Origin of the sequence: Rhizobium sp. PL01, assembly GCF_033447125.1 — a bacterium.
GTDB lineage: Bacteria > Pseudomonadota > Alphaproteobacteria > Rhizobiales > Rhizobiaceae > Pararhizobium.
Genome location: NZ_JAWQUM010000001.1, coordinates 502989 through 528600, shown reverse-complemented (window position 1 = coordinate 528600; position 25612 = coordinate 502989). Strand labels below are relative to the sequence as shown.

Genomic DNA, 25612 nt, shown 5'->3' with positions numbered 1-25612 from the left:
TGGCTGCAAAGCCAGGGCTGGAGGGTGCTACAAGTCCCAAGTACCCGTTAGAGGTAAGCGAGTGACCGCAAGTCTCGCGCTGGACCGTTTCGCTGGCGTGATCCGAAGCGCACCGGTGGAGAATTCACCGTACGCCTCATGGCGCAGGACGGTTGTTAGAATATTCATAGAGACCCACGGTGGCGATGAAGACCGACACGACCGTCACAATCAGCCACGGTGCGTGATGCAGGTATGATTTCCCTCCGAAAACTCTTGCAGTCTCGGAGGGTGAGCTCGGCAACGATCTCAGTTTCGTTAGAAAAGGAGACTAACGTGGTTATCGTAGGCCCGACACATTCTCCGGACGAACCTGAGTACGAATTTGAATGCCAACGGGCCCTCGAACTTGAGGTGCTCGACCTCGTCGATAAGGCTGGCCAAGCTGGGTGGGAAACGGGCGCGGCATTCAGGGCCCTCGCAGAAATCGTTGTAAACCAAGCCTTGGCGTACGAGCAGGACCCCGCAGAAGACGCAGTAGGGACGGAAGACGGGCGCTACCTCTCCGCAGAGAAGTTGGTGGCCAGCTTCGTGTCGGGACGTGACGTGCCCGACGCATGAGTAGCGCCATGCAGCTCATCCCGATTCTGCTGCCGTTGCCATCCGGTAGAAGAACAGAGGTATCCGCCGATCTGGAACGTGTGCGCACCACTCTCACCGAGAAGTTCGGCGGAATGACGTTTTATCGAAATGCGCCTGCCGAGGGCAACTGGATGGATGACGGGAGACCGAGCGGGACGCAATCGTCGTTGCAGAAGTCATGGTCGATGCCTTCGACGAGATATGGTGGCGCGGATGTCGCCCGGAGCTCGATCGCCGGTTTAAACAGGACGAGATTTCGTCCGCGTGCTCGCGATGCGGGCTCTAGCGCGATCGGTTTAGTGACTTGGTGTCTTTTCAAACTAAAAACTCGGAAATGAACCCACTCTCTTCAGAACGTCAGCCTGGCAATGTCCCAACAGGTCTTCGAGGATATCTCGGATTAGCGGGCTGTCGCACACAGGTGCCAACGCCTCCTTCAAAACCCGGTCGAGTTCGTCGAAAGAGAACATGGGTTTCCGCTCGTGGTTTGTCCTAATGGCCGCGTCCAGACGCTCAAGTGCCGCCGCGACTCTCGCGACATCCTTTTTCTTTCATTGTTCTGACATTGATACTCTCCGCCCGAAACGTAGCAGCACGGGCACGGCGGGAGCGATCCTAGATTGCTATAGGTCAGCGATTTTGCCCCACCTGGAACTTCGGGAAGCGTCATGCGTTTGGGGAAACAATCAGGATTCAGTGTCATGGTTTCTTACAAGGAAGAGCGCGGAAATACGGTCTCTGGCGCACAGACGCAAAAGGTGGTGGAAACAACGCCGGTGCGCGCCCGTCAGGCGTTTCTTGGCCGACCAGTGCTGATGGTGCTGATTGGCGGTCTGGTACTCGCGGCCATCGCCTGGGGTATTGCGGGGCAATACGGCGAAAGTATCGACAATGATGCTGCAACGACGAAGCAGCAAACGACCACCGGAACAAAGGCCGTCGTCACGCCTGCGGATCAGACCGTGATCGATAACACGCCTCCAGTTGGAGAAAAAATGCAGACTGCTCCGACCGACCGTGATCCGACCGCCGAGTCTAGTACGGGCGGTGATTCGCAGTCAGTCGTTCCATCAGGTACCGAGAAAACCCAGTAATTTGGATTGGGTTCATGCATTGGCCTAGGGAGTGACGCGATGACCGAAACCAGTAACCGATCCGAGGAACTCGCCACAGAATATGTCAGGCTTGGCGGCAAGCGCCGTGCCGTCCTCGACGACAATCTCGTGTCGACTCGTGAGTGGGAGGATGACAGTCCGGAGGCTGCTTCGTTCTGGCGAACTAACATCGAGAACCTGCCTCCTAACCAGAAAGAGGATGTCGAGAAGTTTCTGCCCGGCATCAACGCCGTCTGACCATCCACCCCCGGCATTGAGGCCACTTCCTGATATCTTACGGTCGGGGTGCCCATTCCGTCGTCCGTGATCGTCCGCTCAGTCCATTGCGTGCGAGGTGGCAGGGGTGGAAGTATTCATCTGCTGGCATCGCACAGATGCTCACGGGGCGAGGAGTGCCGATTGTGGCCACGAAAGAGACCGATCCCGCTTTCCGTTCCCCAATCTGGGTTCGTAAGCCTTGATCCCCGGCCGAGATGATAGCGACGTGGGATTGCTTCTCGATTAAGGCAAGCCCGGAAATACTTGTCCGCTAAGAACGCAACCTAAACACCGAAGCGAAACCGTGCCGGAACTATTGTCGCGAAATAGCGTTCAGCAGAACTCACAAAGGTGTGACTGCAGAGGACGCGACATGCCCCCCATCTCGACCAATTTTTCTTCCGATCCGGCCTATGGAAGCCCGGCTTCAACTACGGCAGCCTTGAACAAGGTTTCCTGGGGAGCGATATTCGCGGGTGTCGCCATCGCGTTGAGCACCCAGTTTCTGCTGAACCTGCTTGGGGTCGGAATCGGTGCTGCCGTCTTTGACCCCGCCACGTACGACAATCCTGAAGCCAGCACGTTCTCCATAGCAGGAGGTTTGTGGTTCGTCGTGGCAGGTATCATCGCCTCGTTCGCAGGTGGGTATGTTGCGAGCCGACTATCCGGTCGTCCCAGCAATTCGACTGGCGGCTACCAGGGTCTCACATCGTGGGCCGTCACGACCCTTATCGTTCTCTACCTGCTGACCACATCTGTGGGCGCACTGGTCGGCGGCGCATTCAGCGGTCTCTCCTCGGTCGTCAGTGGCGTAGGTTCGACCGCCGCCACGGCAGTAACGGCTGCTGCGCCGGCGCTGACCAATAGCACTAACCCGATGGGCCGCATCGAGCAGCAAATCCGCTCGACGACCGGTAACGATCCGCAGGCTTTTCAGGATGCCGCGGTGTCGGCGATGCAGGCCGTGGTTATGGGTGACGAAGCCACTGCTGATGACGCGCGCAACCGTGCTGCCGAAGCCATCGCCAAGTCTCAGGGCATTCCGGTCGAGCAGGCGCGTGCCCAGGTCGATCAATACGAAAAGACCTACCGTGACAACATGGCCGCTGCCAAGCAGAAGGCGATCGATGCCGCACAGGCCGCCACGGCCGCAGTTTCTGCCGGAGCAATCCTCGGGTTCGTGGCGCTGGCGCTTGGCGCGATCGCTGCGTGGTTTGGCGGTATCTACGGAACTGAGCGGGAGCTCGTCTTTGACGTTTCTGGTCGCGTCATCTCGTAACTACCACTCGCTGGCATAGTGCCAGCGGACACTCCAGCAAAGAACGGAATTTTCCAATGGCCGAAACGAAGAAGCTAAAAGACTTGTTCCTTGACACACTCAAGGATGTCTACTTTGCAGAACAAAAGATTGTTGAAACCCTTCCGAAGATGGAGGAAGCGGCAACGAGCGTTCAGCTCAAGGACGCTTTCGCGAAGCATCTTGCCGAAACAAAGGTCCATGTCGAGCGCCTCGAGCAGGTGTTTGAGATCGTCGGCGAGAAGCCGGAGGCAAAGACGTGTGACGCAATCCTCGGCATCACCGACGAGGGAGCCGAGATCATGGAAGAATATAACGGCTCCCCTGCCTTGGATGCTGGCCTTCTTGCCGCGGCACAAGCAGTGGAGCATTACGAGATGTCACGCTACGGCACCCTCCGCACTTGGGCGTTGGAGTTGGGCCTGAACGATGCTGCGGGGCTCCTGCAGACGACGCTTGATGAAGAGCAGGCGACCGATCTGGCTTTGACCGACATTGCGACATCCGTGGTCAATCAGAAGGCCGAAGGCTGAACGAGCGGTTTCTTGGATCCACTGTTTCGGCGGTGGATCCTTTAACTCCGGGAGGGAGTCATCCAATTCATTGGCCGTCTCCGTTGGAGCTCTGGCGATGTGCAAAACTTGAAGGTGCCGCTTTGCGTAAAGTTCTGGTGGTAGAAGACGAGCCACTGATACGTCTCGCCGCAAAGATTTTCTTGAGGAAGCAGGATTTGTGGTCCTTGAGGCCGCAACCGCCGATGATGCAATGGATATCATCGATGCGCAGACCATCCAGTTTTTGTTCACCGACATACAGAGCCAGGACAGCTCTCCGGTGTTGACCTCGCGCATACAGTCCACCAACGCTTCCCGGACGCGGGAATTGTCGTCGTCTCAGGTCGGCTGACTTCAGCGGATATTGATCTGCCTCCGAATGCTCAGTTCGTTTCGAAGCCTTACATCTTTGACGATATCGCAAGACGGCTCAAGGCGCTGGGGCCGTAGATTGGGATTGCATCAAAAGGGAGGAATTCGCACAACATTCTTTGTGCAGTGCAGCAACTATATGGCCTATCGCGCGTTGGGCTACCACGTGGCAGTCATCCTCAGCCGCGAGGAGGCATAAAATGCGATCCATTTCCGATACAATCGAACGCCTAAGCAAACTACGCATGTCAAAGGGCCAAGCTCACGTCCCTGACGGAAGACTGTCGGATTTTGGGCCTTTCGGAACGAACCCCGGCGGATTGGAGGCACGTGCACACCTTCCGACCGGGTTGCTGCCTCGCTCCCCACTGGTCGTCGTCCTTCATGGATGCACTCAGACCGCCAGCGCCTACGATCATGGCTCTGGATGGTCACGTCTGGCAGACGACTACGGCTTCGCGGCACTTTTCCCCCAGCAAACCCGGAGCAATAATGCCAACACCTGCTTCAACTGGTTCGTGCCTGGCGACATCGAGCGCGACCGGGGAGAAGCCGTATCGATCCGCCAAATGATAGAAACGGTTGCGACACGCTACGACATCGACCGCAGCCGCATCTTCATAACTGGGTTGTCGGCAGGTGGTGCCATGGCGAACGTGATGCTTGCGACATATCCTGAAGTGTTTGCTGGGGGCGCAATCATTGCCGGCCTTCCCTATGGCACAGCATCGACGGTTCCCGAGGCATTCGACCGGATGCGCGGTCATGGCGTGCCCGACGCGAAGACACTACAGTCCCTCCTACGCAATGCCTCAAGCCACACCGGGCCATGGCCTACGATTTCAGTATGGCAGGGAACGCGGGACGCAACCGTGGTTCCTTCCAACGCGGTTTCGGTCGCTGATCAATGGCGCGGCGTTCATGGTGTGCCACAAAAGGCTGATCTGGTCGAAACGGTCGATGGTCATATCCGTCAAGTCTGGAAGTCATCGGACGGGCGAGATGTCATCGAGCATTTCAGCATCAATGCCATGGGACATGGCACACCGATCGATCCCAGGTCGGGCTATGGCAAGAGTGCGCCCTATATGCTGGATGCCGGAATTTCCTCTACTCTCCATATCGCCCGGTCGTGGGGATTGGTCGCGTCGTTCGACAAATGCAAGGAACCGGATCTCGATTTCGATCTACCCGTGCCGCCCATTTCGGTTGCTACGACAGTTCCGCCATCTGGCTCGACGAGCGGGATTCAAAAGACGATCGAAGACGCATTGCGGGCAGCAGGCCTGATGAAATAAGCTTCGGCATCAGCGACGGGAAAGGGGTTTTACGCAAACGTCTTGCAGTCGCTGTCTCGGCGTTATCAAACATGCCGATCTGAGGGTTGTTGTTTAGCAGATGTTAGAGCGGCTATCTCCGGAAAGAACCAGATGCCTTTTACAAAAAACGCAAAAATCGATGCTCACGCCCTGTTCGACGACCAGCGCCCATCTCCAGACGGGCTCGCCGAAGAAGATGTCATGGGATTTGTCAGCGCTATGTGTTTTCGTCCTATGGAGGATGGCGAAATGGTTGTCAGGCTTGCAGGAGAAGACGGCGAGATTATCGATCTGCGCACAAATCCGGTTTGTGCAGGTCGCCTTGCCATCGCTCTCCTTGATTTGATCAACCAGAACGGATGGTTCGAGGTCGACCTGCGCGTCACCGACGGGAATTCTGAAATTGCACGGATCATTCCACCTGGCCCATCAGTCGGGAAGTCATTTGCATGCGAACCCGTGGATGAGTGAGACTATCTGAGCGTGCCAGCGTTCGTTAATTGACGCGCGGTTAGCGACGACCGGGTGGTGGTCACTAAGAGTGTTCCTCCAGGTCGTCGGTTGGATTCAAAACAAAGGACAGATGGAACTTGAGGCCATCCGCGGCGTATTCGGTCTCGCTTTTCGGTTCCATTGTCGGAGGAAAGGCGTTTCTGATCAGCTTAGACCCGAAGCCCTCATTCTCTGGTGTCTTCACCGCTGGCCCATCTATCTCTCTCCAGTCCAATTCGATCCGGCCATCGTTCTGTCGCCACAGGACTTCCAGCCGTCCCGTCGCTTCGCTCAAAGCTCCGTACTTGAGAGCGTTCGTTGCGAGTTCGTGCACGACAAGGGAGAGAGCGGTGACCGCCTCGGGTCCTAGTAGGCAAGCCGGCCCCGATAAAGTGATACCCTCGGAACGTTCGCCGCCGACTGGCGAAAGTGTGCGCACCAGCACTTCCCTGATATCCGCCGCCTTCCAATCCTCGGACTGCAACACATCGAAGGCTCCAGCGAGAGCGCCAACCCGACTGGCAAATACAGCGTTCTCTTCGGAACGATTCTTGAATGTCTGTCTCGCAATGGCCTGAATGATGGCCATGGTGTTCTTGACCCGGTGGGACATCTCCTTGGCCATCAAGGTGCGTTGATTATCAGATCGTACAGTTTCTCGCCGCCGCACCTCGAGTTCGTCCAAAAGACCATCGACGGAGGCTCCGACCTGCCCGAGCTCTCCGTGCTGCCCCCTCATTTGCGTACGGGCATCAACCTCGCCGTCCCGCCAGCGCTGAAGAACAGACACGATCTGGTTGATGGGGTTCAAGATGAATCGGTTGCCGACGTAGAAAGCGGCACTCAAAGCAAGTGCTGCTCCAATCGCCATCATAATCAGACCTGTCAGCGAAGCCCGGTCAATCGGCCCAAACGCCACTGACTCGGAGAGCCCGGTGCTGACATACAAGGGATTGGTATCCGACACGGGCGTATACCCCATGATGCGCTTGGTCCCATCCTGACTGAACAGTTCGATGGTTCCGGGCTGCTCCGCCGAGAGAAGCGGTTGATATTGGTCCGGTATTCTCGTTCCGACAAACTTTTCCGGTTCTGGATTACGAGCAAGGATCACGCCCTTGCGATCAGCGATAGTCAGCGACCCTCCAGGAGAGAGGCCTCTCTCCCGAATTCGATCCTGCAGCCACTCAAGGCGCACGCCGGTCGCCAGAATTCCGATCGTTTCGGATCCTCGTTTGAGCGCCACAGCCATCGGCAATATTGCTCTGCGGGAGACGCGGGCGACCGTATATTCGCCGACGACCAGATCGTCGGTTGCTAGGGCGCGTTGCACGTATTCACGGTCGCCAAAGTCAATACCTGGTTCCCAACCCATGCTGTCGCAGACAAGCTTTCCAGACTTGTCGAGCACAAGGATATTCTGCACCGAAGCCAGCTTCGAGGCGACCGACTTGAGAACTGTGTTGCAGGCGGCTGGATCCTTTTCGGCGATTGAAGGAATTGAAGCGGTCGCGATCAGCAATCCCTTGATGCCCTCGATGACGCTTCTGACTTCTGATGCCGCCTGGCGCGCAGTTTGCGCAGCCTGCCGATGGACTTCGGTACTGCGCTCGGAACGTGCGGTTATCTCGTTGTAAGCCACCATGCCGATTGCTGGTGTCAGTGCCGTCAACGCTACGGCAACCAATCGTTTCTTCACTCCGCGAGCCCCCGCTACGAACGAATCCAATTTCTGTAGGTTTAACCGCCTTACAATCCCATGCCGAGACAAAGTACTGCAAGTGTGGAGAGGCAAAGTCACGTAGGAACAAGGGCTTTGGCGGTCACAAGCAATTGCGAACCTCAGCGCAGGGTCGTTCCGGGATCGGTCGAAGTCACCTCTTCCTTCTCCTTTTCACCGGTCCGTCGGCAAGCTCGATCCAAACTGGCGCATGGTCGCTGGTATGTTCCCAGCCACGGACGTGCTTGTCAACTTCGGCTTTCAATAGCCGTTCAGCGATATTCGGGCTTAATAGGAAGTGGTCGAGCCGAAGCCCAGCATCCCGTCCATACGCATTTCGGACGTAATCCCAAAACGTATAGATGCGCTCGCCCGGATGAAGCTCACGGAGCGCGTCGGTCCATCCTTGCGAAACCAGTTCTCGGTAGAGTTCCCGCACTTCAACCCGGAAAAGCGCGTCATTCGTCCAGCGCTCAGGATTGTAAACGTCGAGTTCCGTCGGCATCACATTGTAGTCGCCCGCAAGGACGACGGGGACCTCAAGCTTGAGCAATTCGGCAGCGTATTCATGCAGTCGCCGGAACCAAGCCAGCTTGTACTCGAACTTCCCACCTGGGTACGGATTACCATTTGGAAGATAAAGGCCACCGACCACAATGCCGTCGACTACCGCCTCGATATATCGACTATGGCTGTCATCGGGATCTCCGGGTAATCCCTTCCTCGTCAGCAACGGTTCCTGATCCCGCGCAAGGATAGCGACACCGTTCCACGATTTCTGCCCATGCCAGACAGCCCCGTATCCAGCCGCCTCGATAGCCTCCACCGGAAACTTTGCGTCCGGTGCCTTTAGTTCCTGAAGGCAAGCGACATCCGGCTCTGCCTCTTTGAGCCACCTCAGAAGCACGTCAAGGCGGCCATTCACTCCGTTGACATTATAGCTGGCGATCTTCACTTGGACTTGTGGTCGCCTTTGTCGCCTCGCCCGGCTTCGCTTCGTGTTCGGCCTTGTGGCGCTTGTCTGCCGACAGCGACCGGCCGACATCGACAGACTCCTTGAACTGCCCCTGCTTGTCTCGACGGACGTATCTCTTGTCGCTTCCGGTGTCGATAAGTTCTCTCTTTGACATGTCGCTCTCCATTTTCAATGCCGTTGAAACGCACGAAATGGGGAGAGGTTTCAGAATGGTGGCGCGATAGCGATGGCGTTAATGAAGAGGGCGCTCAACGACATGATGTCGGAGCGCCCTCGCCAACCCGGACAACCATACACACGACATCATGTCGGGGTGGCGGTCATCAATCACGGGCGGTAGATCCTAGATACGAACGAGCCACGCAGTTTTCAAGATCAATGGCTTTTGGCCGCGGCCGCCTTCGCTTGTTGATGCACTCAAGGGAGTGGTCCGCAACCAGGCCCCATGGGGTTACCATACTTCGGAACAAAAACGCCCTTATCCGTCTTACGCTTTGAAGCCAGACAGGCAAAAATATTAGCGGATCAGCGCCATGTGCAACGACTACGAACAACACATCGCTTACGCCGAATACTGCAAGATGATGCAGGACCTTGAGCTTGGCATCCCCTCACATCAGACGGAATTGGATCTTCCGCAGTCCGACGACATCAAGATCGGTGACATAGGTCCTGTTATGAGGTCAACGGACGATGGTATTGTGGAGCTGTCGCCGATGAAATTCGGTTTCCCTCCCCCGGCTGGGCGGAAAGGCGGGCCCGTCTTTAACTTCCGCAGCGAGGGTCGTCATTTCTCTGACAGTCGGCGCTGTCTAATTCCGGCCTCAGCGTTCTTCGAATTCACAGGAATCAAGTATCCGAAAGCCAAGCATCGTTTTACTCTGAACGCTTCAACATTCCTTGCGATCGCCGGCCTCTGGCGCGAAGGTGTAGGCAACCAGCCGCCGTCATTCACCATGCTCACCACCACACCAGGCCCTGACGTAGCGCCAATCCACGACCGTCAGATCGTGGTACTGCAGCCCAAGGACTGGCGGCACTGGCTAGAGCTGACAAAGGACGAGTCCGATCTACTGAGGCCTCTGCCAGAGGGAAGCTTCTCGGTAGAAACGGTGCGGAAGCGCGCGGATTGAAAGCTGGCGGCCCCTATCCTGAAACACCTGACGGCCGATACTTCATCGTGCGCGGTCGGCTATGGCGCAAAAGCAACCCCTCCCTCGACGTGGAGGCTCGAACTACTCTGGTTCGGGAGCTGATGTCAGCCCGCCGGGCGGTCAGGGATACCAAGGATGACCAACTGGCAGTGCGAGCGGCCCGGAGCAGAGTCAATGAGGCGAAGATCGCGTTGGGCGAACGCGGACCCGTCTGGTGCGATGACGGAGCTCCCGATTTCAACCGTCACCTTGCTAAGAACTCTCCCTACGCCGGATGGTTCAGCAGCTTAGAACGTTGAAGCGGCGCACCTATCTCGGCAATCACCATGTCGGTTATCATCACATCGCATCCCGGTTCGAAGCACCAGTCAAGCACTTCCAGAAGGGACAAAGGGTTTTAACCATAATCAGGACGCGGGGCTTTCTCGCGTCTTCAGGTTCCGGTTTGTCAATCAACGGCCATTCCCCCTGAACATGTCCTGACCCTCTCCAGTTCTCCATCGATGGCATCGTCGTTAACATCGTTGATTGCGTCATTCGACATCTGGTCCAAGACACGTTCGAAGTCACGCACACCGTACCCGAGAATATTGATTTACCGTGGGATCTGACGGCCCTCGGCAACGGGCTGCAGTTTTGCCAAGTCCGCTTGCAACGTTAAATGAAGTCCCTCAGCACGATATTGAATGGTGGTCTCACCAAGGCTCTGAAGGCTTGAGGATATCAGCTTGGAGCCGAAGCCCTTCCTCTCTGGTTCTACGACCGTTGGGCCGCCCGCTTCTTTCCAGACGAATTCGAGCGCAGGGGCTGATTCTGTTCCGGTGATTTTCCAGGTGATATCGACCAACCCGACCTCGTTGGACATCGCCCCGTATTTGACTGCATTCGTCAGAAGTTCATGCACTACGAGGCTGATAGATAATGCCTGCTGCGGCCCGATAGTGATTTCCGGACCCGAAATTCGAACGCGATCCTCATCCTCCAGGCCGCTCATTTGAACGGTACCCCGGATGATTTCCACCATAGACGCACTCAGCCAGTTGCGATGGATGAGAATATCGTGTGCCTGAGACAAGGCCAAGAACCTTGCCTGGATTTTTGTGCCGGCTTCCTCGACCGACGAACTGCTTCGCAACGACTGTTTCACGATTGCCTGAGCGACTGACAAGGTGTTTTTGACTCGATGACCCAGCTCGCGCATCACGAGCGCTTGTGTCTCCTCTGCTTCCTTGCGTTCGGTGATGTCGCGGGAGATCGAGAGAATACGTTCTGGTTTCCCGTCAGCGTCAAGGATGGGAGAAACCTGAACATCCCACCATCTGGGGTTTCCCTTGGCGGTGTCGGCCTTGCCGACAAAGCGGTCAGACTTTCCGGCCCTTGCAGCTTCGACAGCCATCCGAGCGGAGTGATTGCCGCTATCCTGCCAGAAATCCGGCCACGGGCATCCAGCCACCGTGGTGAAGTCATCGACCTCCATGACGCGCCGACCACCTTCAGACATGAAGATCAGGTTGGCATCCAGGTCGAGTGCCTTGATGCAATCGTCGGAAGCTGCCAGCACCTGGCGCATGAATTCGGCATCCGCACGGTTCTTCTCGTCGCGTCCCCTTTGTTCGGTTCGGTCGCGCAGTATCTTGATGAAGCCCTGTACCTGCCCGCCTTCCTCGCGCAGCGCCATCATCTCACCGGATGCCCAGAAGCGCGAGCCGTCCTTGCGAAGATGCCATCGCTCGTCATTGCCGTGCCCTTTCTCGAGAGCCGCAGTCATTTCCTTTTGCGGAATGCCACTACGCTTATCCTCTTCGGTGAAGAAGACCGCCGCAGGTGTGCCCTGCATCTCTAGTTCGGTCCAGCCCATGATTCGGCGCGCACCCTCATTCCAGCTCGTGACTAGGCCGTCGAGATCGAGAGAGATGATCGCGTAGTCGATTGCGCTCTGAAGGATGGCTTCAAGAAACTGCTCGCGTAGCATGCCATTTTGCTTAACCAATATCGGATCCAGACACTATCAGCGGCACGGTGTCTCACCGCAAAGTCACGCGCCATTGGAAATTGCGCCCGAGGGAAAACGGGAGCTGCGTAGCTTCATATGGTGGGTGCCGTCCCTACGGTCAACCGAACCGTGAGGGTTAGTCCGCATCCGAACCGGTGAGACCGAGCTTATCAAGCGCGTCCCGAATTAACTGGGGGCTGATTGGCTTCGCAATGAACTCCGCGGAAGGCGGAAGTAACCCTTCTGGAGGAGTGACGTTACCGGAGGCAACGATCAACGAGATATGCGGCCACTGTCGGGCGACCGCTATCGCCAACTGGACCCCATCCATATCCCCAGGCATTTGGACATCCGTTACAATCAGCTTCAGCGAGCTGTGTTGTTTGAGAAAGGCGAACGCCTCGTCGGCAGTCCTTGCTTCCAGAACATGATAGCCCTCATCAGCAACCATATCGGTCGTATCCAGCCGGATTAAAGGCTCGTCGTCGACTACGAGGGCGACGGGGATCGGAAGTTTTGCAAATTCGTCATCGTTCATTCCGTGGAAACTGAGTGAAGGTTGGTTAGGTTCCCTGCAACAGCTCATGCGGGTGCATTTGTTCGCAAGGTAGATGACGCAACCGGCCCTTGATCCGCGGCCGCTGCTCAGTCCTCAAAGATTGATCGAGGCAACGAGAGGGTCATTGAAAGACCGCCTGGCTCCCAGTCGACTTCACAGCTTCCTCCGCATTGCCGCACGACAGTCGCTTCGATCAGCCTACTTCCAAATCCAACTGCTGTCGGCGCTTCCACCGCTGGCCCATTCCGCTCAACCCAGAAAAATTTCACGCGCGCATCGTCGGCGAACCATGAGAGAGACACCGTCCCGGAATCCGCGCTCAGCGCACCGTACTTAGCGGCATTGGTCGAAAGTTCGTTTAAAACCAGCGCGATCGAACTTGCCGCGGTTTCCTTGCAGGATAGGCGTGGGCCTTCCATCTTAAACCGCGCGGGATCGTCGACGTGGGGAGAGATGACGGCTTCCGCAAGTTTGGTGAGATCCAGGATCCCCGCTTGCGAACCCTGCCCCAAAACGAGTGAGTAGGCTGTTGATAGTGCGTGCAAGCGTCCTGAAAGGCTTTCTGCCATCGCTTCCTTCGTTGCCGAACTCCGAAGCGTCTGGCGCAGCATCCCGTCAGCTAGCGCGAACAAGTTCTTCAACCGGTGGTTCATCTCCCGCGTTAGCGTCTCCTGCATCTCAAGAGCCCGCCTCAAGCGGTCTTCACCGCGTTTGACGTGAAGAGCGATGCCGACAAACGTCGCGAGCTCGGCTGCGATACGCGAATGTCCAGAATGAAAATGACCATCTTGCTCCGAGGCGATCCACAACGTTCCGACGGGGTCCTGACCGCCGACGAACAAGGGAACAAGCAATACTTCGGGCAGTGCGATATTCGCGTCTGCTACCCAGTCATAGGCCCACTCGGGATGACGGCAGAGGACGGGGACACGGCGGTCCAGGGTTATGCCACAGGGACTGTAGTCTCGCGGTGTCGTCGCCCCTTCGAACGCCGCGAGCGAGCCGCAGAGGTGCATCCAGCGGAACACATTGCCGTCGGGCTCGAATATGCTAAGGCCGGCTGCATCGCCATAGGTCATCTGCATGGCAAGCTCGACGAACCTGGGTAGCACACCTTCCGGGTCGCCAACCAGTCGCGCGGCCAGATCCTGAAGCGCCATTTTTTCCTTCAGGAAATCCGCTTGCCCAGCCGGGCGAGCGTCGAGCTCCTCAGTGACGAAGACTTTGGAAAAAAGCGGCTCCGAAACGGTTTGTAACATGGCGGATCACCCCAGAATATTGCTCTAGCCCTCATCGGGAACCATTATATATCGGTCCGCACTTTTATCGCTAGGCCCGATCGAGGGCTTTCGAGGCCACAGTCTCCGTACCAGCCACTCACTAGTTCAATATTGCCGAGGCCGTCGGGCTACTCACGCTGGAACATGCGTGCTACCAAATCGCAAGACAGGGGAAGTCTTATGCTCCCGAAACTTAGCTGTTGCTGTTGCACTTCATGGGCCATTGTTTAGAGATTCGCAGTCTCTGAGACACATCTATTGGAAATTTCGCGCCTTCACCTTGAGCGTGTCGATATGCAAATCCCGGACGAAGATATCTCTCGCCTGTGGCGCGGGCTTCGGCCGATCCCTGGAATCTCCACCGCCAGCCGAGCCGTGAGCAAACTCGTCTCCCCGTCCCGATTGCAACTTGAACTCAACATCCATATCGGCCAAGCCCGACAGGTCAGCAGAGAGATCGAAGAGCTGCTGGGCGACCAAGTGCACAACATCGCCCTCGCGCTGGATACGGCCGTTGATAGCCATCATCGACGATCCGAGCACGACGCGACGGCGCTTTTCAAAGAGCGACGGCCAAACAACTATGTTCGCGGGGCCAGTCTCGTCCTCAATGGTGATAAACATCACGCCCTTGGCTGAGCCCGGCTTCTGACGAACCAACACGAGACCTGCGGTGTAGACCCAGCGGCCTTCACGGGCAGACATCGCCTCCTCGCACGTCACCATGCTCCGTTTCGCCAAACTCTTCCGGAGGAACGCCATGGGATGATCGCGAAGCGTAAGCCCAGTGTGCCCATAGTCTTCAACGACATTGTGACCTTCAGTCATCTGTCGCAACTCGACTTGAGGTTCTTGCTGTTCGGCAATCGTTCGCTCCTCGCGCTCGGCGGCGGCTGCAAACAACGGCAAAGGCTCATCGCGAAGGGCTTTGATTGCCCACAGAGCGTCACGGCGTTCGAGCTTCAATGCAGGGTGGAAAGCGTCGGCCTCTGCAAGCTCGACCAAGGATGCGGCCGGGATGCCAGATCGCCGCCACATATCATCGACGGACTCGAATTCGTTGTCCATTCGAGCGGCAACAATCCTCGCTGCATCGGCGGCCGCCAAGCCTTTGACCATACGCATTCCAAGTCGCACCGCGTGCCGATCGGTAACGCCAATGCGCTCGAGGGTGCAATCCCATCGCGATCTGTTCACGCATACAGGTAGAACCCCGACACCGTGGTTCCGGGCATCGCCGACGATCTGGGCCGGGGCGTAGAAGCCCATAGGCTGGGAATTCAGCAATGCGGCACAGAAGACATCGGGAAAGTGGCATTTCACATAGTTCGAAGCATAGGCGATCAGGGCGAAGGAGGCCGCATGGCTCTCCGGAAAACCGTACGATCCAAACCCCTCGAGCTGTGAGAAGGTCTTCTCAGCAAATTCCTGCGAGTATCCATTCCCGACCATACCGGAGACAAGCTTTTCCTTGAATTTTGAAACTCCACCTGTGAACTTGAACGTTGCCATGCTTTTTCGGAGCTGGTCGGCTTCGCCGCCCGTGAAGCCGGCGCACACCATCGCGACCCGCATCGCGGACTCCTGAAACAGCGGCACCCCAAGCGTCTTTCCGAGGACGGCCTCCAGTTCCGGCGTTGGATACTCGACCTTCTCCTTTCCCTCTCGGCGACGGAGATATGGGTGGACCATATCCCCCTGGATCGGGCCCGGACGAACGATGGCAACTTGCACGACGAGATCATAAAATGTCCGCGGCTTCAGACGCGGTAGCATTGCCATCTGTGCCCGGCTCTCGATCTGGAAGGTTCCGAGGGTATCAGCCTTCCGGATCATCGCATACGTCGCGGCATCCTCCTGCTTGATCTTCGCCAGATCGAGATCGTCGTTTTTATGGTCGCGGATTAAGGCAAAGGCTTTGCTCATGCAGGTCAGCATGCCCAGAGCCAGCACGTCGACCTTCATCATCTTGAGCGCTTCGACATCATCCTTGTCCCATTCAATGATCTGCCGGTCTTTCATGCTCGCGGGTTCGATCGGAACGAGATCGTCCAGACGGTCGTGGGTCAACACGAAACCACCAGGGTGCTGGCCTAGATGACGGGGTGCGCCCATAAGCTGCTGCGCCAGCTTCAGCGTCAGAACCAGGCGGCGGTCGTCCGGGTTCAGATTAAGCTCACGGACGTTCCGGTCGCTGACCACTTCTGACCATGCCCACATCCCAGACGACAAAGCCTTGATCAAATCTTCCGGCAGTCCAAGCGCCTTGCCGACATCTCGGATCGCGCCCTTTGCCCGATACCGTGTTACGGTCGCGCACAGTGCCGCCTTCTGAGGTGTATAGGTCTTGTAGATCCACTGAATGACCTCTTCACGTCGTTCGTGCTCGAAATCCACATCGATGTCCGGCGGCTCGTCCCGCTCCTGGCTTACGAACCGTTCGAACAGCAGATCGTTCGTCGATGGGTCGATGCTCGTGACCCCAAGAATGTAACACACTGCGCTGTTGGCCGCTGATCCGCGTCCCTGACAAAGGATGCCCTGGCTCCGGGCGAAACGAACGATCGAGAAGACAGTGAGGAAGTATGGGGCATATTTCATCTTCTGGATGAGATCGAGTTCATGACGAACCGTCTTCAGGACATCGGGGGGCAGGCCTTCGGGATATCTGTCGGGGATGCACTCCCACACGTAGTGCTCGAGCGACTCCTGCGGTGTCTTACCGGGGATGATCGCTTCTTCGGGATATTGGTAGGTCAGCTCCTCCAACGAAAATTTGCATCGATCCACGATCTCCATCGTCCGGCGCAGTGCCTCGGGATATCGTGGAAACAGACGCTCCATCTCCTCGGGCGGCTTGAGATATCGATCCGCATGACGCTCCCGTTCGAAACCAACCTCATCGATCGTCGTGTTGTTGCGGATGCAGGTGACGATGTCCTGAAGCTGCCGCCGTCCCGGCTTGTGAAACAGAACATCATTGGTAATGACGGTCTTCACTTTGAACCGCATCGCCAGGTTCGACAGCTCGTGGAGTCGCATCTGATCATTGGGCCGGCGGCGAAGCGAGAGCGAAAGATAAGCGCGGTCGCCGAAGATTTCAGCCATCTTGCGGAGGCGGATTGCGCAGGTATCGTCCGGCAGGTCAGGCACTAGGATGCCTATCATCCCATCCGAGTACGCGACGACATCGTCGAGATTCAGGATGCAGTTGTTCTTGCCGCCCCTGCTTTTGCCCAACGTGATGAGCCGGGTCAGGCGCGAATATGCTGCCCGGTCGGTCGGGTAGACGAGGATCGACATCCCGTCCTGAAGATCGAGCCGGCAGCCAACAACAAGCCGGATGCCCGTGCCGCGAGATGCTTCTAGTGCGCGGACGATGCCCGCAAGTGAATTGCGATCAACCACGCCTATAGCATCGATGCCGAGCATCTTTGCGGTCTCGAACAGCTCGGTCGCACTGCTCGCACCGCGCAAAAATGAAAAGTGGGTGGTGACCTGAAGTTCGGCGTATCTCATGCGAAAATTCCATGGACGAACCATTTGTGCGAGCCGGTGTTGCCATCAACGCCGTCCCCGGCGCGATAGACCCAAAGTCGCTCCCCCGCCTCGTCTTCGATGACGAAATAGTCACGGACAGCTTCCAGCTCGGAGTTTCGAATCCACCATTCCCCGAATACGCGCTCGGGGCCGTCGGCTCGCTTGACCTTTCGTCGCTTGCCGCGCCATTTCACGGAGACAGGTGGGTGGTCGGGCATCAATGCGATCACTTCAGCGAGTTCAGGATGCGGCAGCAGTCTCACGGGCCGGGGCCACTGATGAGACCATAGGATGGCAACATCATCGGCGGCGGCACCGATGCGCTGAACGGAGCGTTCGGGTACATCTGAAGCAACGGGCGCAAGCCGATACACGCGGGAGCCGCGGTTGCCAAAGATATCGATGAGCGGTGTGATATCTTTGACCTCCTCCTCGACCAAGGACGACGACCGCTGCACCTCGTCAAGCGGTTCCGACATGACGGCCACAAGAGTGAGCTTCTCAATTCCAAAGCCAGGCTCGATCTTTTCGGTTCTGTCCTTGAACAGCTTCGTCAACCAGGAAACATCACGCGCCGGCTTTGCCGTCCCGGCCCTGATCGCCTGGATCGAATTGTCGACCTTGTGGACTATGAGATCTACCCGCCGCGCGCCGAGGCCCTTTTTCTGAAGCTCGTTGCATAGTTCGATGACGAGAAGACCAACATATTTGTTGATGGTTTCGGCAGCGCCGATGGGTTCCTGAAACGAGCGAGTAACCTCGACAAGATCGGCCGTTCGGACAGGATCGATCGGCTCTCTGCTCCTCCCAAACATCTGATCCAGCCGACGACCGATCTCGGGGCCGAACCGAAGCGTCAGGGGTGCTCGTGGGGTGGTCGACAGCTCATCGATGGTCCGGAATCCTAGCGTCCGGAGGTCGCCGATGATTTTCGGAGGGAGACGAAGGAGCGAGATCGGCAGCCGTTCCACCGCGCGCGCCGTCTCCCCACGCGGTACAATGACGGTGTCCCGCGTAATCGCGCGTGCACAGGCATGGGCTGCGCCCCACGTGTCAGCAATCGCCACCCTCGCCTTCAAACCTTTCAGGCGAAACCTGTTGGCGATCCCCGACAGCATCGGTTCTTCGCCTCCCTGAAGGTGGTCAGCTCCTTCAGTATCCATGACGATGCCGTCAAGCCCATCGACAGCGACAATCGGCGAGTAGTGAGTGAGCGCCCAGAACGTGATCCGTTCAAGGGCAGTGGCATCGGCAACTGGATTGGCATCGACCATCATCAGACCCTGAAACAGTGCCTGCGCCTTCGCCGCTGGCATGCCGACACGCAGACCAGCTTCCCTGGCAGCCATGTCTGCTGCAGCAACCCAGCGTTTGGAGCCTGACTTTGCAATCACCGCAATCGCCTGATCAGCCGGAATGGCGGGATCGGCCCGTCGAATTCGATCGGTCGCCAGATCGGGAAGGAATATCGATACGACCCTTGTCATCACACGCTCCTACGAGAAACTCAGCACACTCGCCTGCACGCGATCTCATCAACTCTAACAACCATTGACCCCGCCCGACTCCTGGAACCGGGAGTTCTTCTGACGGCATCACACTCACCCGCCACCGTGTCGTCGACGCGGTAGGCTGGCCGAAATCATTGGCTTCCGTTTGTCGCCGCCATCGCCGGACTATCATTGCCAGGGTGCCAGACTTTTCCGCCGCTAACTGAAGCCGTCGGCTGGCCACCATCGGCAAGCGGACGATCTCCCCGACGACAGCACCAAGGCCGCCGTAAGAAAGTGCCTCCTCCATGTTCGCGAGCAGATCCTCCTCCTTATCGCTTTCGACGAAGATCACTCGGTTCGCATTCAGGCCGACTTGCGCCAACGACGGGAAGAACAGGTCTGGCCGGGTCAGGCACCAGACAATTTTGCCTTTGGTCCTGGCTGCAACCCCCGCCACGAACAGGGCGGCGGCAGCGCCATCAACCGTGCCAGCACCGCCTCCTGCAAATTCGTGTAACGCGCCGTAAGCAAGGCCTCCGCCAGGCAGTCGGTCATCGATCTCGGCAATGCCGAAAGGCAGACACCCCGCTTGCCTCGCTGCGCTTCCGCGGAGGGAGGCTATGCGATCACGGAGTTCTGCTATTACGTGCTCGCGGACAGCCGTCATGGTTCACGGAATCCCTTCGGCTCGTGGTGTTCAGTAAAGGCGACTTCATGCCGCCATAAACGCTTGATGTTCTTCTTCTGTTCCTTCATAGAACGAGAGTCAAGCTGGTCAGAATCGGGAATATCCACTCACAATTTAGAGATTCTGCAGATTGTCGTTTTGAATCAGTTCGCTAGGACACCGGTATAAGTAGCCGGTCTTATTGAATAATTTTTTTGACCTAAGTTGGAGACCGGGATGCCAACGAAAACGAACCTTCCGCTGGGACTTACATCCACGCTACGCCAGGTTGGCCTCCCTGTTGTGGATGTCGAGTGTCAGTCTTGCGGCCGAGCAGGCAGCTACGATCGAGCAGAGATCGTAAAAAAGCACGGCGCCAGCATCACTTTCGCTCGGCTTCGTCGCATGTCGGCTATGGGTTGCGAACGCCTGAACCATATAGACGGTGATCGATGCGGTACGTGGTTTCCCTGTCTCGGATCGAAGGACGACGTATCGTGAAGCAGTGGCATTCTCGAGACCGCCTACTTTTCAGATGCTCCAGGCCATTTGTTGGTAGGCTCTTCAGCCATGTCGCCGTCCAACTGACGCTCTTCTTCCAAGACGGATAGGCGAGCATTGGCAGAGTCCGTGATGGCAGTCAGGAACTCCGCGCGCTGCCATCCGATGGTGTGCGCTTCTTCGACGAGAAGTTGGATTGCGAAATCCACCGTCTGATCGAGCTCGACCTTGCGTTTAGGGTCTTCCGGTGGGGTGGTGGGCGGATCAATCATGGCGGATTCCTTTGCGGTTGAGATCGCAGCGGACAGGTTAAGATGCTCGACTGGCGTTTCGTTGCCCGCACGAGAAATCGGAAAAACCGATGCGTTCACCTTCTCCGTCGCGTCCGATTGACACGGCGCGATCTCAGGAAGCAAACCCATAGCTATCGGAAAAGTTCCTATCGGGTTCCCGTTGAAAGCCTTTGGCATCGGCTATCTGACGGGGAATGGGAAAACGGGTCTAATCTCTACAATCGCACGATCAATCGACAGGCCATCCGCGATTTTATTGGTATCACCGGTTCCGAGAGGGCAACCTCAAGCCGTCGATCGGTGTCCATCCCGACAGCCAAGGACCGATCATTCGCGTAGTCCAAGCTGGAGAACGCGAGCGTGTGATGCCCACATCGGGTTGCCCACACCCGAAGTGCTTATTCGGGAACAGCTTTCCGCCGACGGCCGCGCGATATTGCGGCTTCGGTCAACAAGCGTGGTTGGAGGTCGAGGCCACGCATAGTCAAACGCAGGCTTCCTCCCATCTCCTGCTCAATCCGGGCCGCTTCTTGATTCAGCATGGCTATGAGCCCAGGCAAGTCCAACGCGGCTCCGGTTTCAGGGTGTACCCATGTTCGGGGAGATTTTACGGTAATAAACAAACAGCCGGCGCGGCTGTTTTCCGCTGCCATGTATTTAGCAACCAACTGGTTTCTGATCGCAGTTTTTAGGTCGGCCGCGGAGCGGTCCTTCTCCCCGATCTTTAACTCTATGATCGCCTCATGCTCTGAACCGGTAGAGCGAAGGCGGATATCGGTTTCCTTCTCATCAGCGGTCACCGCCTCCTGGTCAACCTTGTAGGCACCGTTGGCATTGGAGCGCAGTTCGCGGGCAAGTTGCTGTCGCATAATTTTCTCATCCTCTATGAGCGCCCATGCCGCTCTCGGTGAGTCGTCGCGCAACAGCACGTCGTCAATGTCATCCAGCCTATCGATCATGAGCATGAACATCTCATCACGCGTCAAGGGTGGGAGGTCGCCATATCGCTCAAGTCCCACGATGTCGGCCTCGGCGAAGGCGGCTGCGTCCGCGTCCTCGGCCGCACGCTCAACGGCCATTGCTAGAGCGCGGTCTTTCAGATCAGCAAAGAGTGGATCGTCAGCCAATCTGAGTTTTATTGCCCAGCCTTCAGTCCCCGTCGTCGACAACAGCGCGTTGACGATATTGCTCCGACCGCGCTGTGCATGATCGCGCGCATTGGGCGTAAAACTACCTTCGCGAGGTATATCGTCGGACAGTCGAATGTATTGGTAGGCAAGGCGCGCGAGGCGTAGCAGCAATTCCGGGGTGAAGCCGGACGCGGAAAGATATGTTTCGCCAGGACCGTGCCCGTCGCCAAAGAGAGAAGCGAACCATTCCGTTGGTTGGCCGAACCTTGCCGGTGCATGAGGCTCTATAGTCTTCTCGAGGGCATCAAGGCCGGCCGCCGGTTCGAGACGCAATAAAATTAGTAACCAGATGCTGCTCACCGCATCTTTTGCACCATGTGTCAGCTCCGTCTTTGCGAGTGCATGGATATACGCGTTTGTATCGGCATCGCCATGTTGCAAGAGGATTTTCACCACCTGCCGCAGCCGGGCCTTCATCTCCTCGCTGTGGCCGAGCCGCCATTTGCTGGAATCCAGCCAGGCACGTACACGCGGTAAGAATATGAGTGCAACGGCAGAGACCGCGTACTCGATATTGTGTAAAATATTCGAGTGGCCAGCGGGATCGTCGAGTTCCGCAGTTAGTTCGGCTCCCAAGACGGTGTCTATTGCTGCCGAGTGTACGGTGGCAAATCCCTCCAGCCAGGCTGGAAAGCCGTTCAGTTCGATGGGCACATAACGCAGCGCCAGTTCTGCTTCGTCCTGCCCAAGCTTTTCCACCCATAGGGTATCCTCGGCCTCGGCAGCGATCCCCGCCAAGCCAAGCTGCCAACGGGTCAGAAAGGTGCCTTTTTCCTGTTCTGGTCGTTCGCTTCGTAAGGTCGGGCGGTCTTGGCGCCAGAATGCCATGATCGCGAGACGCAACCGATCGGCCACGTCCTTGCTAAAATGCCGCTCAATAAAACGCCGATTCCAACCGGAGGCACGGCTTTCCTCGCCACTGCTTTCCATTGCTCGCCAGAGATTCCAAGCGGTATTTTCGGAACGGTCGGAGGCGAACACTACATCGGGATCATTGATTATTTCCCGCCAGAACAACTCCCAACTGGCGTGAGCTTTTGCGTCGCGACGTTTGTCATTCTTCTGCCGCTTGGCATTCTCGCGTTCAAAGCGAAGTTCTTCGGGCCTACGCTCTCTCGGTTTGGCAAATACGTCGAGACGCTGAAGAAGATGCGGTAGATCGGCAACAAGCGGCTTCAGCGATGCCACATGATCGATCCATTCGACATTCTCGTTAGGGATGCGGATCGCCGCTTCCAGCATCACAGCGCGATCGTCGGCAGTACGACTGCGGTTGGAGAGCGATGCGAAAACCCAATCTTTATCGTCTGCACCAAGATGAATTGACGCATCATGGAACGCAACCCGCGCGAAGCGATCGAAGGCATCGGCTTGATGATGGTGTGATTGCAGGAAAGCGTCTTCGGCCTCGAATATCAGACACCGCACATCCGGCGGCAATCCGCGAAGTGCTGCCCCCAATTGCTTCGCTGGTTCGCTGTGGTCATATTCCCGTTCTGCCAGCCGTAACGCGATCGCCGTAGAACGCATTAACTCTGAAGTAACGATACCATTTTGAAGCTGGCGCAGGCAGGTGATAGCCAGCGGTGGTAAGAGAAACTGCCGTTTACTCGCAAGATGTGGCCATTTCTTCTCGTTCCAGGCGATCCCTTCCACCGCCAACTCTGTAAGCCCATGGCGTAGTGCATCCAGCGTCTGCGGCGATATATCCGCCTTCTCAATCAGGCGAGGGAGGTTCCATGAGATGTCCCCAACAGAGCGCTTCTTTTCCGTGACACGCGCGAGAATCTTGCAAAGAAGGGCTACAGAAAGGTGAGCAGGGAACAATCGCAGCAACACAGCTCGTGACAGCCGGTTTGGCCAAAGCGGTACGTGCTCGACTAGGCTGGCGCTAATTGCCGCAAGGCGAGGATCGCCTAACTCGATGAGCGCAACTAGCGCATCAATCCGCTCGCCATCAGGAACTGCGCGATCGACCAATGCACCGTGGGCAATATCCGCACAACCAGCCATCTTCCCCACACCAATCAAGGTCAGCAAAATTTCGCGGATTTCGGGGTTCTCGATCTCGCCTTCCCATAGTCGCTTTACCTCTGATCCGAGATCAGCCGTGGCGAAGCGATGAAGCTGGACGCTCGGCACTCGCAATCCACGCCAGCCGCCGGCGCTATGGCGCTCGACATAGGCGCACAGGGCCCGCTGTCGATGAATTGGCGAAAGCGATTCAGGATCGCCAAAATTTAGCAGAATGTCCGGCTCCCGCCGCAGCACTTCCTCGAAAATTGACTCGTCGCGCAAGGCCATCCAAGCGGCGATCGGGCGCAGGGAAGGCTTGACTACCACCTTCCCCTGCACCGTAGTCGTGAACAGGATACGCTTGATCGACCGGATAGGTCTTCCCTGTGCGCGCATAGCAAGAAGATGCTCGGCGCTCAAATATTCAATCACCGACCGGTGGTGGAAGCGCACACGCCCGTAGGATGCAAATCCGAAAAGTGACCGCTCCAAAGTGCCTTAAGTTCGTGTTGTGTCCAGTCGTGGAGGATCGACGAAGGATCGAGCGGCGCGTCGGCTGGATCGCCGGCTCGGTCCGCCTCTGCGCTATGGCGCAACGTGAGCTTGCGGCTCAAAATGGCCGCAATAGCTAGACGGCGAGCACCTTCCAACGCTTTGCCGGCGGACAAAGCCGCCATTTCACGGCCGTCTTCCCGAGGCTTTAACTTCACGGCGATGTTGGTCGCCACTTGATCGCGATGTGATCGAATTTGGCGATACACTCGCCAATCGGAACATAACTCAATGAGGTCTTGCGGACGGCGTACAAAGTCCTCTGCGTTTCGCTGCCGGATGTCGGTGAGCAACGCATCGGGGTCAGTCACTCCTTCCTTGATCGCAATTTGTTTAATCTGGGCAATCGACAGGGGCAGCAGAGCGACGTTGCGCCAATCCGGCGCGGCCCTTTCCTCGTTAGATTTCTGAGCTCGGCGCGCCATCGCGATATCCGCGAACACTTCGCTGGTCGGGGCTTCGTCCGGCTCATCAGGCACCGGTAATATTCGCCGAAAGAGATGCTCGTCGACTGGAATAGGGCGCGAAGTGATAACGACGCGGATGCGGCCAAGCTGCCCGGCGACTGCCTTTGCCAAGCGCTTTAGCGCTTGCTCGAACGAACCGAGGCTAAGCTTTAGTTCGTCGACAGAATCGAGAAAAAACGTCGCTACATCAGACTGGGACGTAAGCCAAGTGTCGAAGCGGACTTCCTCTTCGTGCGAAAGAGAGTCGCACAGATTGGTGCGTGCAAGCTCGGCCAGCTCGACATAAAATGCGGGCTCACCCGCAGCCCAACGCGCCTGCTGCTCTGCTCGGCATTCATAGGTTTTACCAGCACCTGCTTCGGAAATGATGAGAATGCGCTTAGATTTGAGCAGGTCGTGCCAATTCGATCCTTTGTGCCAGCCCAAGTCCATAAGAAAGGCTGTCTGTTCGGTCTCGGTCTTCTTGTCGCCAGGAATATCCTGGAAGCTGCGCTCAATGTCATTTGAGTCGATTTCTATTGCCATCAAGTTCCTCTCCAATGGCACCAGAACATAATGACAACATAACAACCAGGCTACTCATTTAATAGTCGGCAAGATAAAGAGGTCCTGCGACCGACTTCAAGAACGAAACGCTGTCCGGACAAAGGATTCGCGAGTGAGCTTTTCAGCGCGCATCATGGATTCACATAACAAGAAGTCGGCTATTCAGGCTTGCTCGATGCAGGCAAGATATGCTGACGTAAGCGCGATCGCGTTAATGCCACACCCGGCCCGCGTTCCGCGCTGCCCTCAATAAAGACAATTCCGCCGGCCTCGAGCGCTGCCCGAATCTTCTCAATGGCATCGACAAGGACGTTTGCGTCACCCCGTTCTACCCTGACGACGATCTGCCGATTAACCCCGGCGAGGGAGGCGAGCTCTTCCTGGCTAAGATCCAAAAGGGCGCGACCCGCTCTTAGGACGCTCATAATTTCCGAAATCGAATCCATAGAGACGAACAGGCTGCAATCGGGCCGCATTGTCAACAATTAGTGTGGAAGGATTCGTTAGCGCAAGTCTTAGGCGATTTCGTCGAAAAATCGCTCAAATTGGACGACCAATCATGTGACGAACTCCGGGGATGCCAATAGACTTGATCCCGCGGTCAATCCCTCGACACCTTCCCGCTAAGGATTCGACA

20 protein-coding genes and 2 pseudogenes are annotated in these 25612 nt (G+C 57.0%); 8 read left to right on the top strand and 14 right to left on the bottom strand.

What is annotated here, in order from left to right; genetic code table 11:
- Nucleotides 1–315 precede the first annotated feature (315 nt).
- From R6X40_RS02470 to R6X40_RS02440, 7 genes are all read left to right on the top strand, one after another.
- Complete coding sequence (locus tag R6X40_RS02470; RefSeq protein WP_318410666.1) at nt 316–600, top strand: hypothetical protein; 285 nt, start codon at nt 316–318, stop codon at nt 598–600.
- 722 nt (nt 601–1322) lie between these two features.
- Complete coding sequence (locus R6X40_RS02465) at nt 1323–1715, top strand: hypothetical protein (protein WP_318410665.1); 393 nt, start codon at nt 1323–1325, stop codon at nt 1713–1715.
- Between the two features lie 39 nt (nt 1716–1754).
- Nucleotides 1755–1973, top strand: coding sequence for a hypothetical protein (locus R6X40_RS02460; protein WP_318410664.1), 219 nt, complete (start codon nt 1755–1757; stop codon nt 1971–1973).
- Between the two features lie 394 nt (nt 1974–2367).
- Nucleotides 2368–3273: a PhnA-like protein gene (locus R6X40_RS02455; protein WP_318410663.1), complete on the top strand. Its 906-nt coding sequence runs from the start codon at nt 2368–2370 to the stop codon at nt 3271–3273.
- A 56-nt stretch (nt 3274–3329) separates the two neighbouring features.
- On the top strand, nt 3330–3824 hold the full coding sequence (locus R6X40_RS02450) for a ferritin-like domain-containing protein (RefSeq protein ID WP_318410662.1): 495 nt from the start codon (nt 3330–3332) through the stop codon (nt 3822–3824).
- 593 nt (nt 3825–4417) lie between these two features.
- Nucleotides 4418–5515 (top strand): PHB depolymerase family esterase, encoded by a 1098-nt coding sequence (locus tag R6X40_RS02445; protein ID WP_318410661.1) that lies wholly within the window; start codon nt 4418–4420, stop codon nt 5513–5515.
- A gap of 132 nt (nt 5516–5647) precedes the next feature.
- Nucleotides 5648–6007 (top strand): hypothetical protein, encoded by a 360-nt coding sequence (locus R6X40_RS02440; protein ID WP_318410659.1) that lies wholly within the window; start codon nt 5648–5650, stop codon nt 6005–6007.
- Nucleotides 6008–6071: 64 nt separating this feature from the next.
- On the opposite strand, the gene R6X40_RS02435 is transcribed toward R6X40_RS02440, so the two are convergent.
- The 3 genes from R6X40_RS02435 to R6X40_RS02425 form a co-directional block, all read right to left on the bottom strand.
- The gene (locus R6X40_RS02435) at nt 6072–7727 is read right to left on the bottom strand and encodes a sensor histidine kinase (protein ID WP_318410657.1); all 1656 of its coding nucleotides are present in this window, start codon (nt 7725–7727) and stop codon (nt 6072–6074) included.
- 175 nt (nt 7728–7902) lie between these two features.
- Nucleotides 7903–8703, bottom strand: coding sequence for an exodeoxyribonuclease III (xth, locus tag R6X40_RS02430; protein ID WP_318410656.1), 801 nt, complete (start codon nt 8701–8703; stop codon nt 7903–7905).
- Nucleotides 8684–8878, bottom strand: a complete 195-nt coding sequence (locus R6X40_RS02425) for a hypothetical protein (protein ID WP_318411328.1) — start codon at nt 8876–8878, stop codon at nt 8684–8686. The genes xth and R6X40_RS02425 overlap by 20 nt, the downstream gene beginning before the upstream one ends.
- A 379-nt stretch (nt 8879–9257) precedes the next feature.
- Here R6X40_RS02425 and R6X40_RS02420 point away from each other — a divergent pair, with 379 nt between their 5' ends.
- Nucleotides 9258–9857 (top strand): SOS response-associated peptidase, encoded by a 600-nt coding sequence (locus tag R6X40_RS02420; RefSeq protein ID WP_318410654.1) that lies wholly within the window; start codon nt 9258–9260, stop codon nt 9855–9857.
- Between the two features lie 616 nt (nt 9858–10473).
- On the opposite strand, the pseudogene R6X40_RS02415 reads toward R6X40_RS02420, so the two are convergent.
- From R6X40_RS02415 to R6X40_RS02370, 11 genes and pseudogenes are all read right to left on the bottom strand, one after another.
- Nucleotides 10474–11421, bottom strand: a pseudogene (locus tag R6X40_RS02415) (sensor histidine kinase); the annotation flags it as partial.
- Nucleotides 11422–11463: 42 nt separating this feature from the next.
- A pseudogene (locus tag R6X40_RS31565) lies at nt 11464–11850 on the bottom strand (PAS domain-containing protein); the annotation flags it as partial.
- A 157-nt stretch (nt 11851–12007) separates the two neighbouring features.
- Nucleotides 12008–12409 carry a response regulator gene (locus tag R6X40_RS02410; RefSeq protein ID WP_318410651.1) on the bottom strand — a complete coding sequence of 134 codons (402 nt, stop codon included), beginning with the start codon at nt 12407–12409 and terminating at the stop codon, nt 12008–12010.
- A 107-nt stretch (nt 12410–12516) separates the two neighbouring features.
- On the bottom strand, nt 12517–13689 hold the full coding sequence (locus R6X40_RS02405) for a sensor histidine kinase (RefSeq protein WP_318410650.1): 1173 nt from the start codon (nt 13687–13689) through the stop codon (nt 12517–12519).
- 276 nt (nt 13690–13965) lie between these two features.
- Entirely contained in the window at nt 13966–17229 is a 3264-nt protein-coding gene (locus R6X40_RS02400; protein ID WP_318410648.1) for an error-prone DNA polymerase, read from the bottom strand.
- Nucleotides 17226–18737, bottom strand: a complete 1512-nt coding sequence (locus R6X40_RS02395; RefSeq protein ID WP_318410646.1) for a DNA polymerase Y family protein — start codon at nt 18735–18737, stop codon at nt 17226–17228. The genes R6X40_RS02400 and R6X40_RS02395 overlap by 4 nt, the downstream gene beginning before the upstream one ends.
- On the bottom strand, nt 18658–19410 hold the full coding sequence (locus tag R6X40_RS02390; protein ID WP_318410645.1) for an ImuA family protein: 753 nt from the start codon (nt 19408–19410) through the stop codon (nt 18658–18660). Before R6X40_RS02390 ends, R6X40_RS02395 begins: the two co-directional genes overlap by 80 nt.
- 524 nt (nt 19411–19934) lie before the next feature.
- A complete protein-coding gene (locus R6X40_RS02385; RefSeq protein ID WP_318410643.1) occupies nt 19935–20333 on the bottom strand; it encodes a hypothetical protein in 399 nt (132 codons plus the stop codon).
- 269 nt (nt 20334–20602) lie between these two features.
- On the bottom strand, nt 20603–23830 hold the full coding sequence (locus R6X40_RS02380; protein WP_318410642.1) for a hypothetical protein: 3228 nt from the start codon (nt 23828–23830) through the stop codon (nt 20603–20605).
- 8 nt (nt 23831–23838) lie between these two features.
- The gene (locus R6X40_RS02375; RefSeq protein WP_318410641.1) at nt 23839–24954 is read right to left on the bottom strand and encodes a hypothetical protein; all 1116 of its coding nucleotides are present in this window, start codon (nt 24952–24954) and stop codon (nt 23839–23841) included.
- Nucleotides 24955–25133: 179 nt separating this feature from the next.
- Nucleotides 25134–25421: a helix-turn-helix transcriptional regulator gene (locus tag R6X40_RS02370; protein WP_318410640.1), complete on the bottom strand. Its 288-nt coding sequence runs from the start codon at nt 25419–25421 to the stop codon at nt 25134–25136.
- Between the last annotated feature and the right edge of the window lie 191 nt (nt 25422–25612).

Bases quoted from the DNA above. Each gene is read 5' to 3' on its own strand.
- R6X40_RS02420 (WP_318410654.1), top strand. From the start codon at position 9,258: ATGTGCAACGACTACGAACAACACATCGCTTACGCCGAATACTGCAAG.
- R6X40_RS02400 (WP_318410648.1), bottom strand. From the start codon at position 17,229: ATGAGATACGCCGAACTTCAGGTCACCACCCACTTTTCATTTTTGCGC.
- R6X40_RS02390 (WP_318410645.1), bottom strand. From the start codon at position 19,410: ATGACGGCTGTCCGCGAGCACGTAATAGCAGAACTCCGTGATCGCATA.
- R6X40_RS02465 (WP_318410665.1), top strand. From the start codon at position 1,323: ATGGTTTCTTACAAGGAAGAGCGCGGAAATACGGTCTCTGGCGCACAG.
- R6X40_RS02440 (WP_318410659.1), top strand. From the start codon at position 5,648: ATGCCTTTTACAAAAAACGCAAAAATCGATGCTCACGCCCTGTTCGAC.
- R6X40_RS02455 (WP_318410663.1), top strand. From the start codon at position 2,368: ATGCCCCCCATCTCGACCAATTTTTCTTCCGATCCGGCCTATGGAAGC.
- R6X40_RS02385 (WP_318410643.1), bottom strand. From the start codon at position 20,333: ATGGGTTTGCTTCCTGAGATCGCGCCGTGTCAATCGGACGCGACGGAG.
- R6X40_RS02410 (WP_318410651.1), bottom strand. From the start codon at position 12,409: ATGAACGATGACGAATTTGCAAAACTTCCGATCCCCGTCGCCCTCGTA.
- R6X40_RS02450 (WP_318410662.1), top strand. From the start codon at position 3,330: ATGGCCGAAACGAAGAAGCTAAAAGACTTGTTCCTTGACACACTCAAG.
- R6X40_RS02370 (WP_318410640.1), bottom strand. From the start codon at position 25,421: ATGGATTCGATTTCGGAAATTATGAGCGTCCTAAGAGCGGGTCGCGCC.
- R6X40_RS02460 (WP_318410664.1), top strand. From the start codon at position 1,755: ATGACCGAAACCAGTAACCGATCCGAGGAACTCGCCACAGAATATGTC.
- R6X40_RS02375 (WP_318410641.1), bottom strand. From the start codon at position 24,954: ATGGCAATAGAAATCGACTCAAATGACATTGAGCGCAGCTTCCAGGAT.
- R6X40_RS02395 (WP_318410646.1), bottom strand. From the start codon at position 18,737: ATGACAAGGGTCGTATCGATATTCCTTCCCGATCTGGCGACCGATCGA.
- R6X40_RS02445 (WP_318410661.1), top strand. From the start codon at position 4,418: ATGCGATCCATTTCCGATACAATCGAACGCCTAAGCAAACTACGCATG.
- R6X40_RS02425 (WP_318411328.1), bottom strand. From the start codon at position 8,878: ATGTCAAAGAGAGAACTTATCGACACCGGAAGCGACAAGAGATACGTC.
- R6X40_RS02405 (WP_318410650.1), bottom strand. From the start codon at position 13,689: ATGTTACAAACCGTTTCGGAGCCGCTTTTTTCCAAAGTCTTCGTCACT.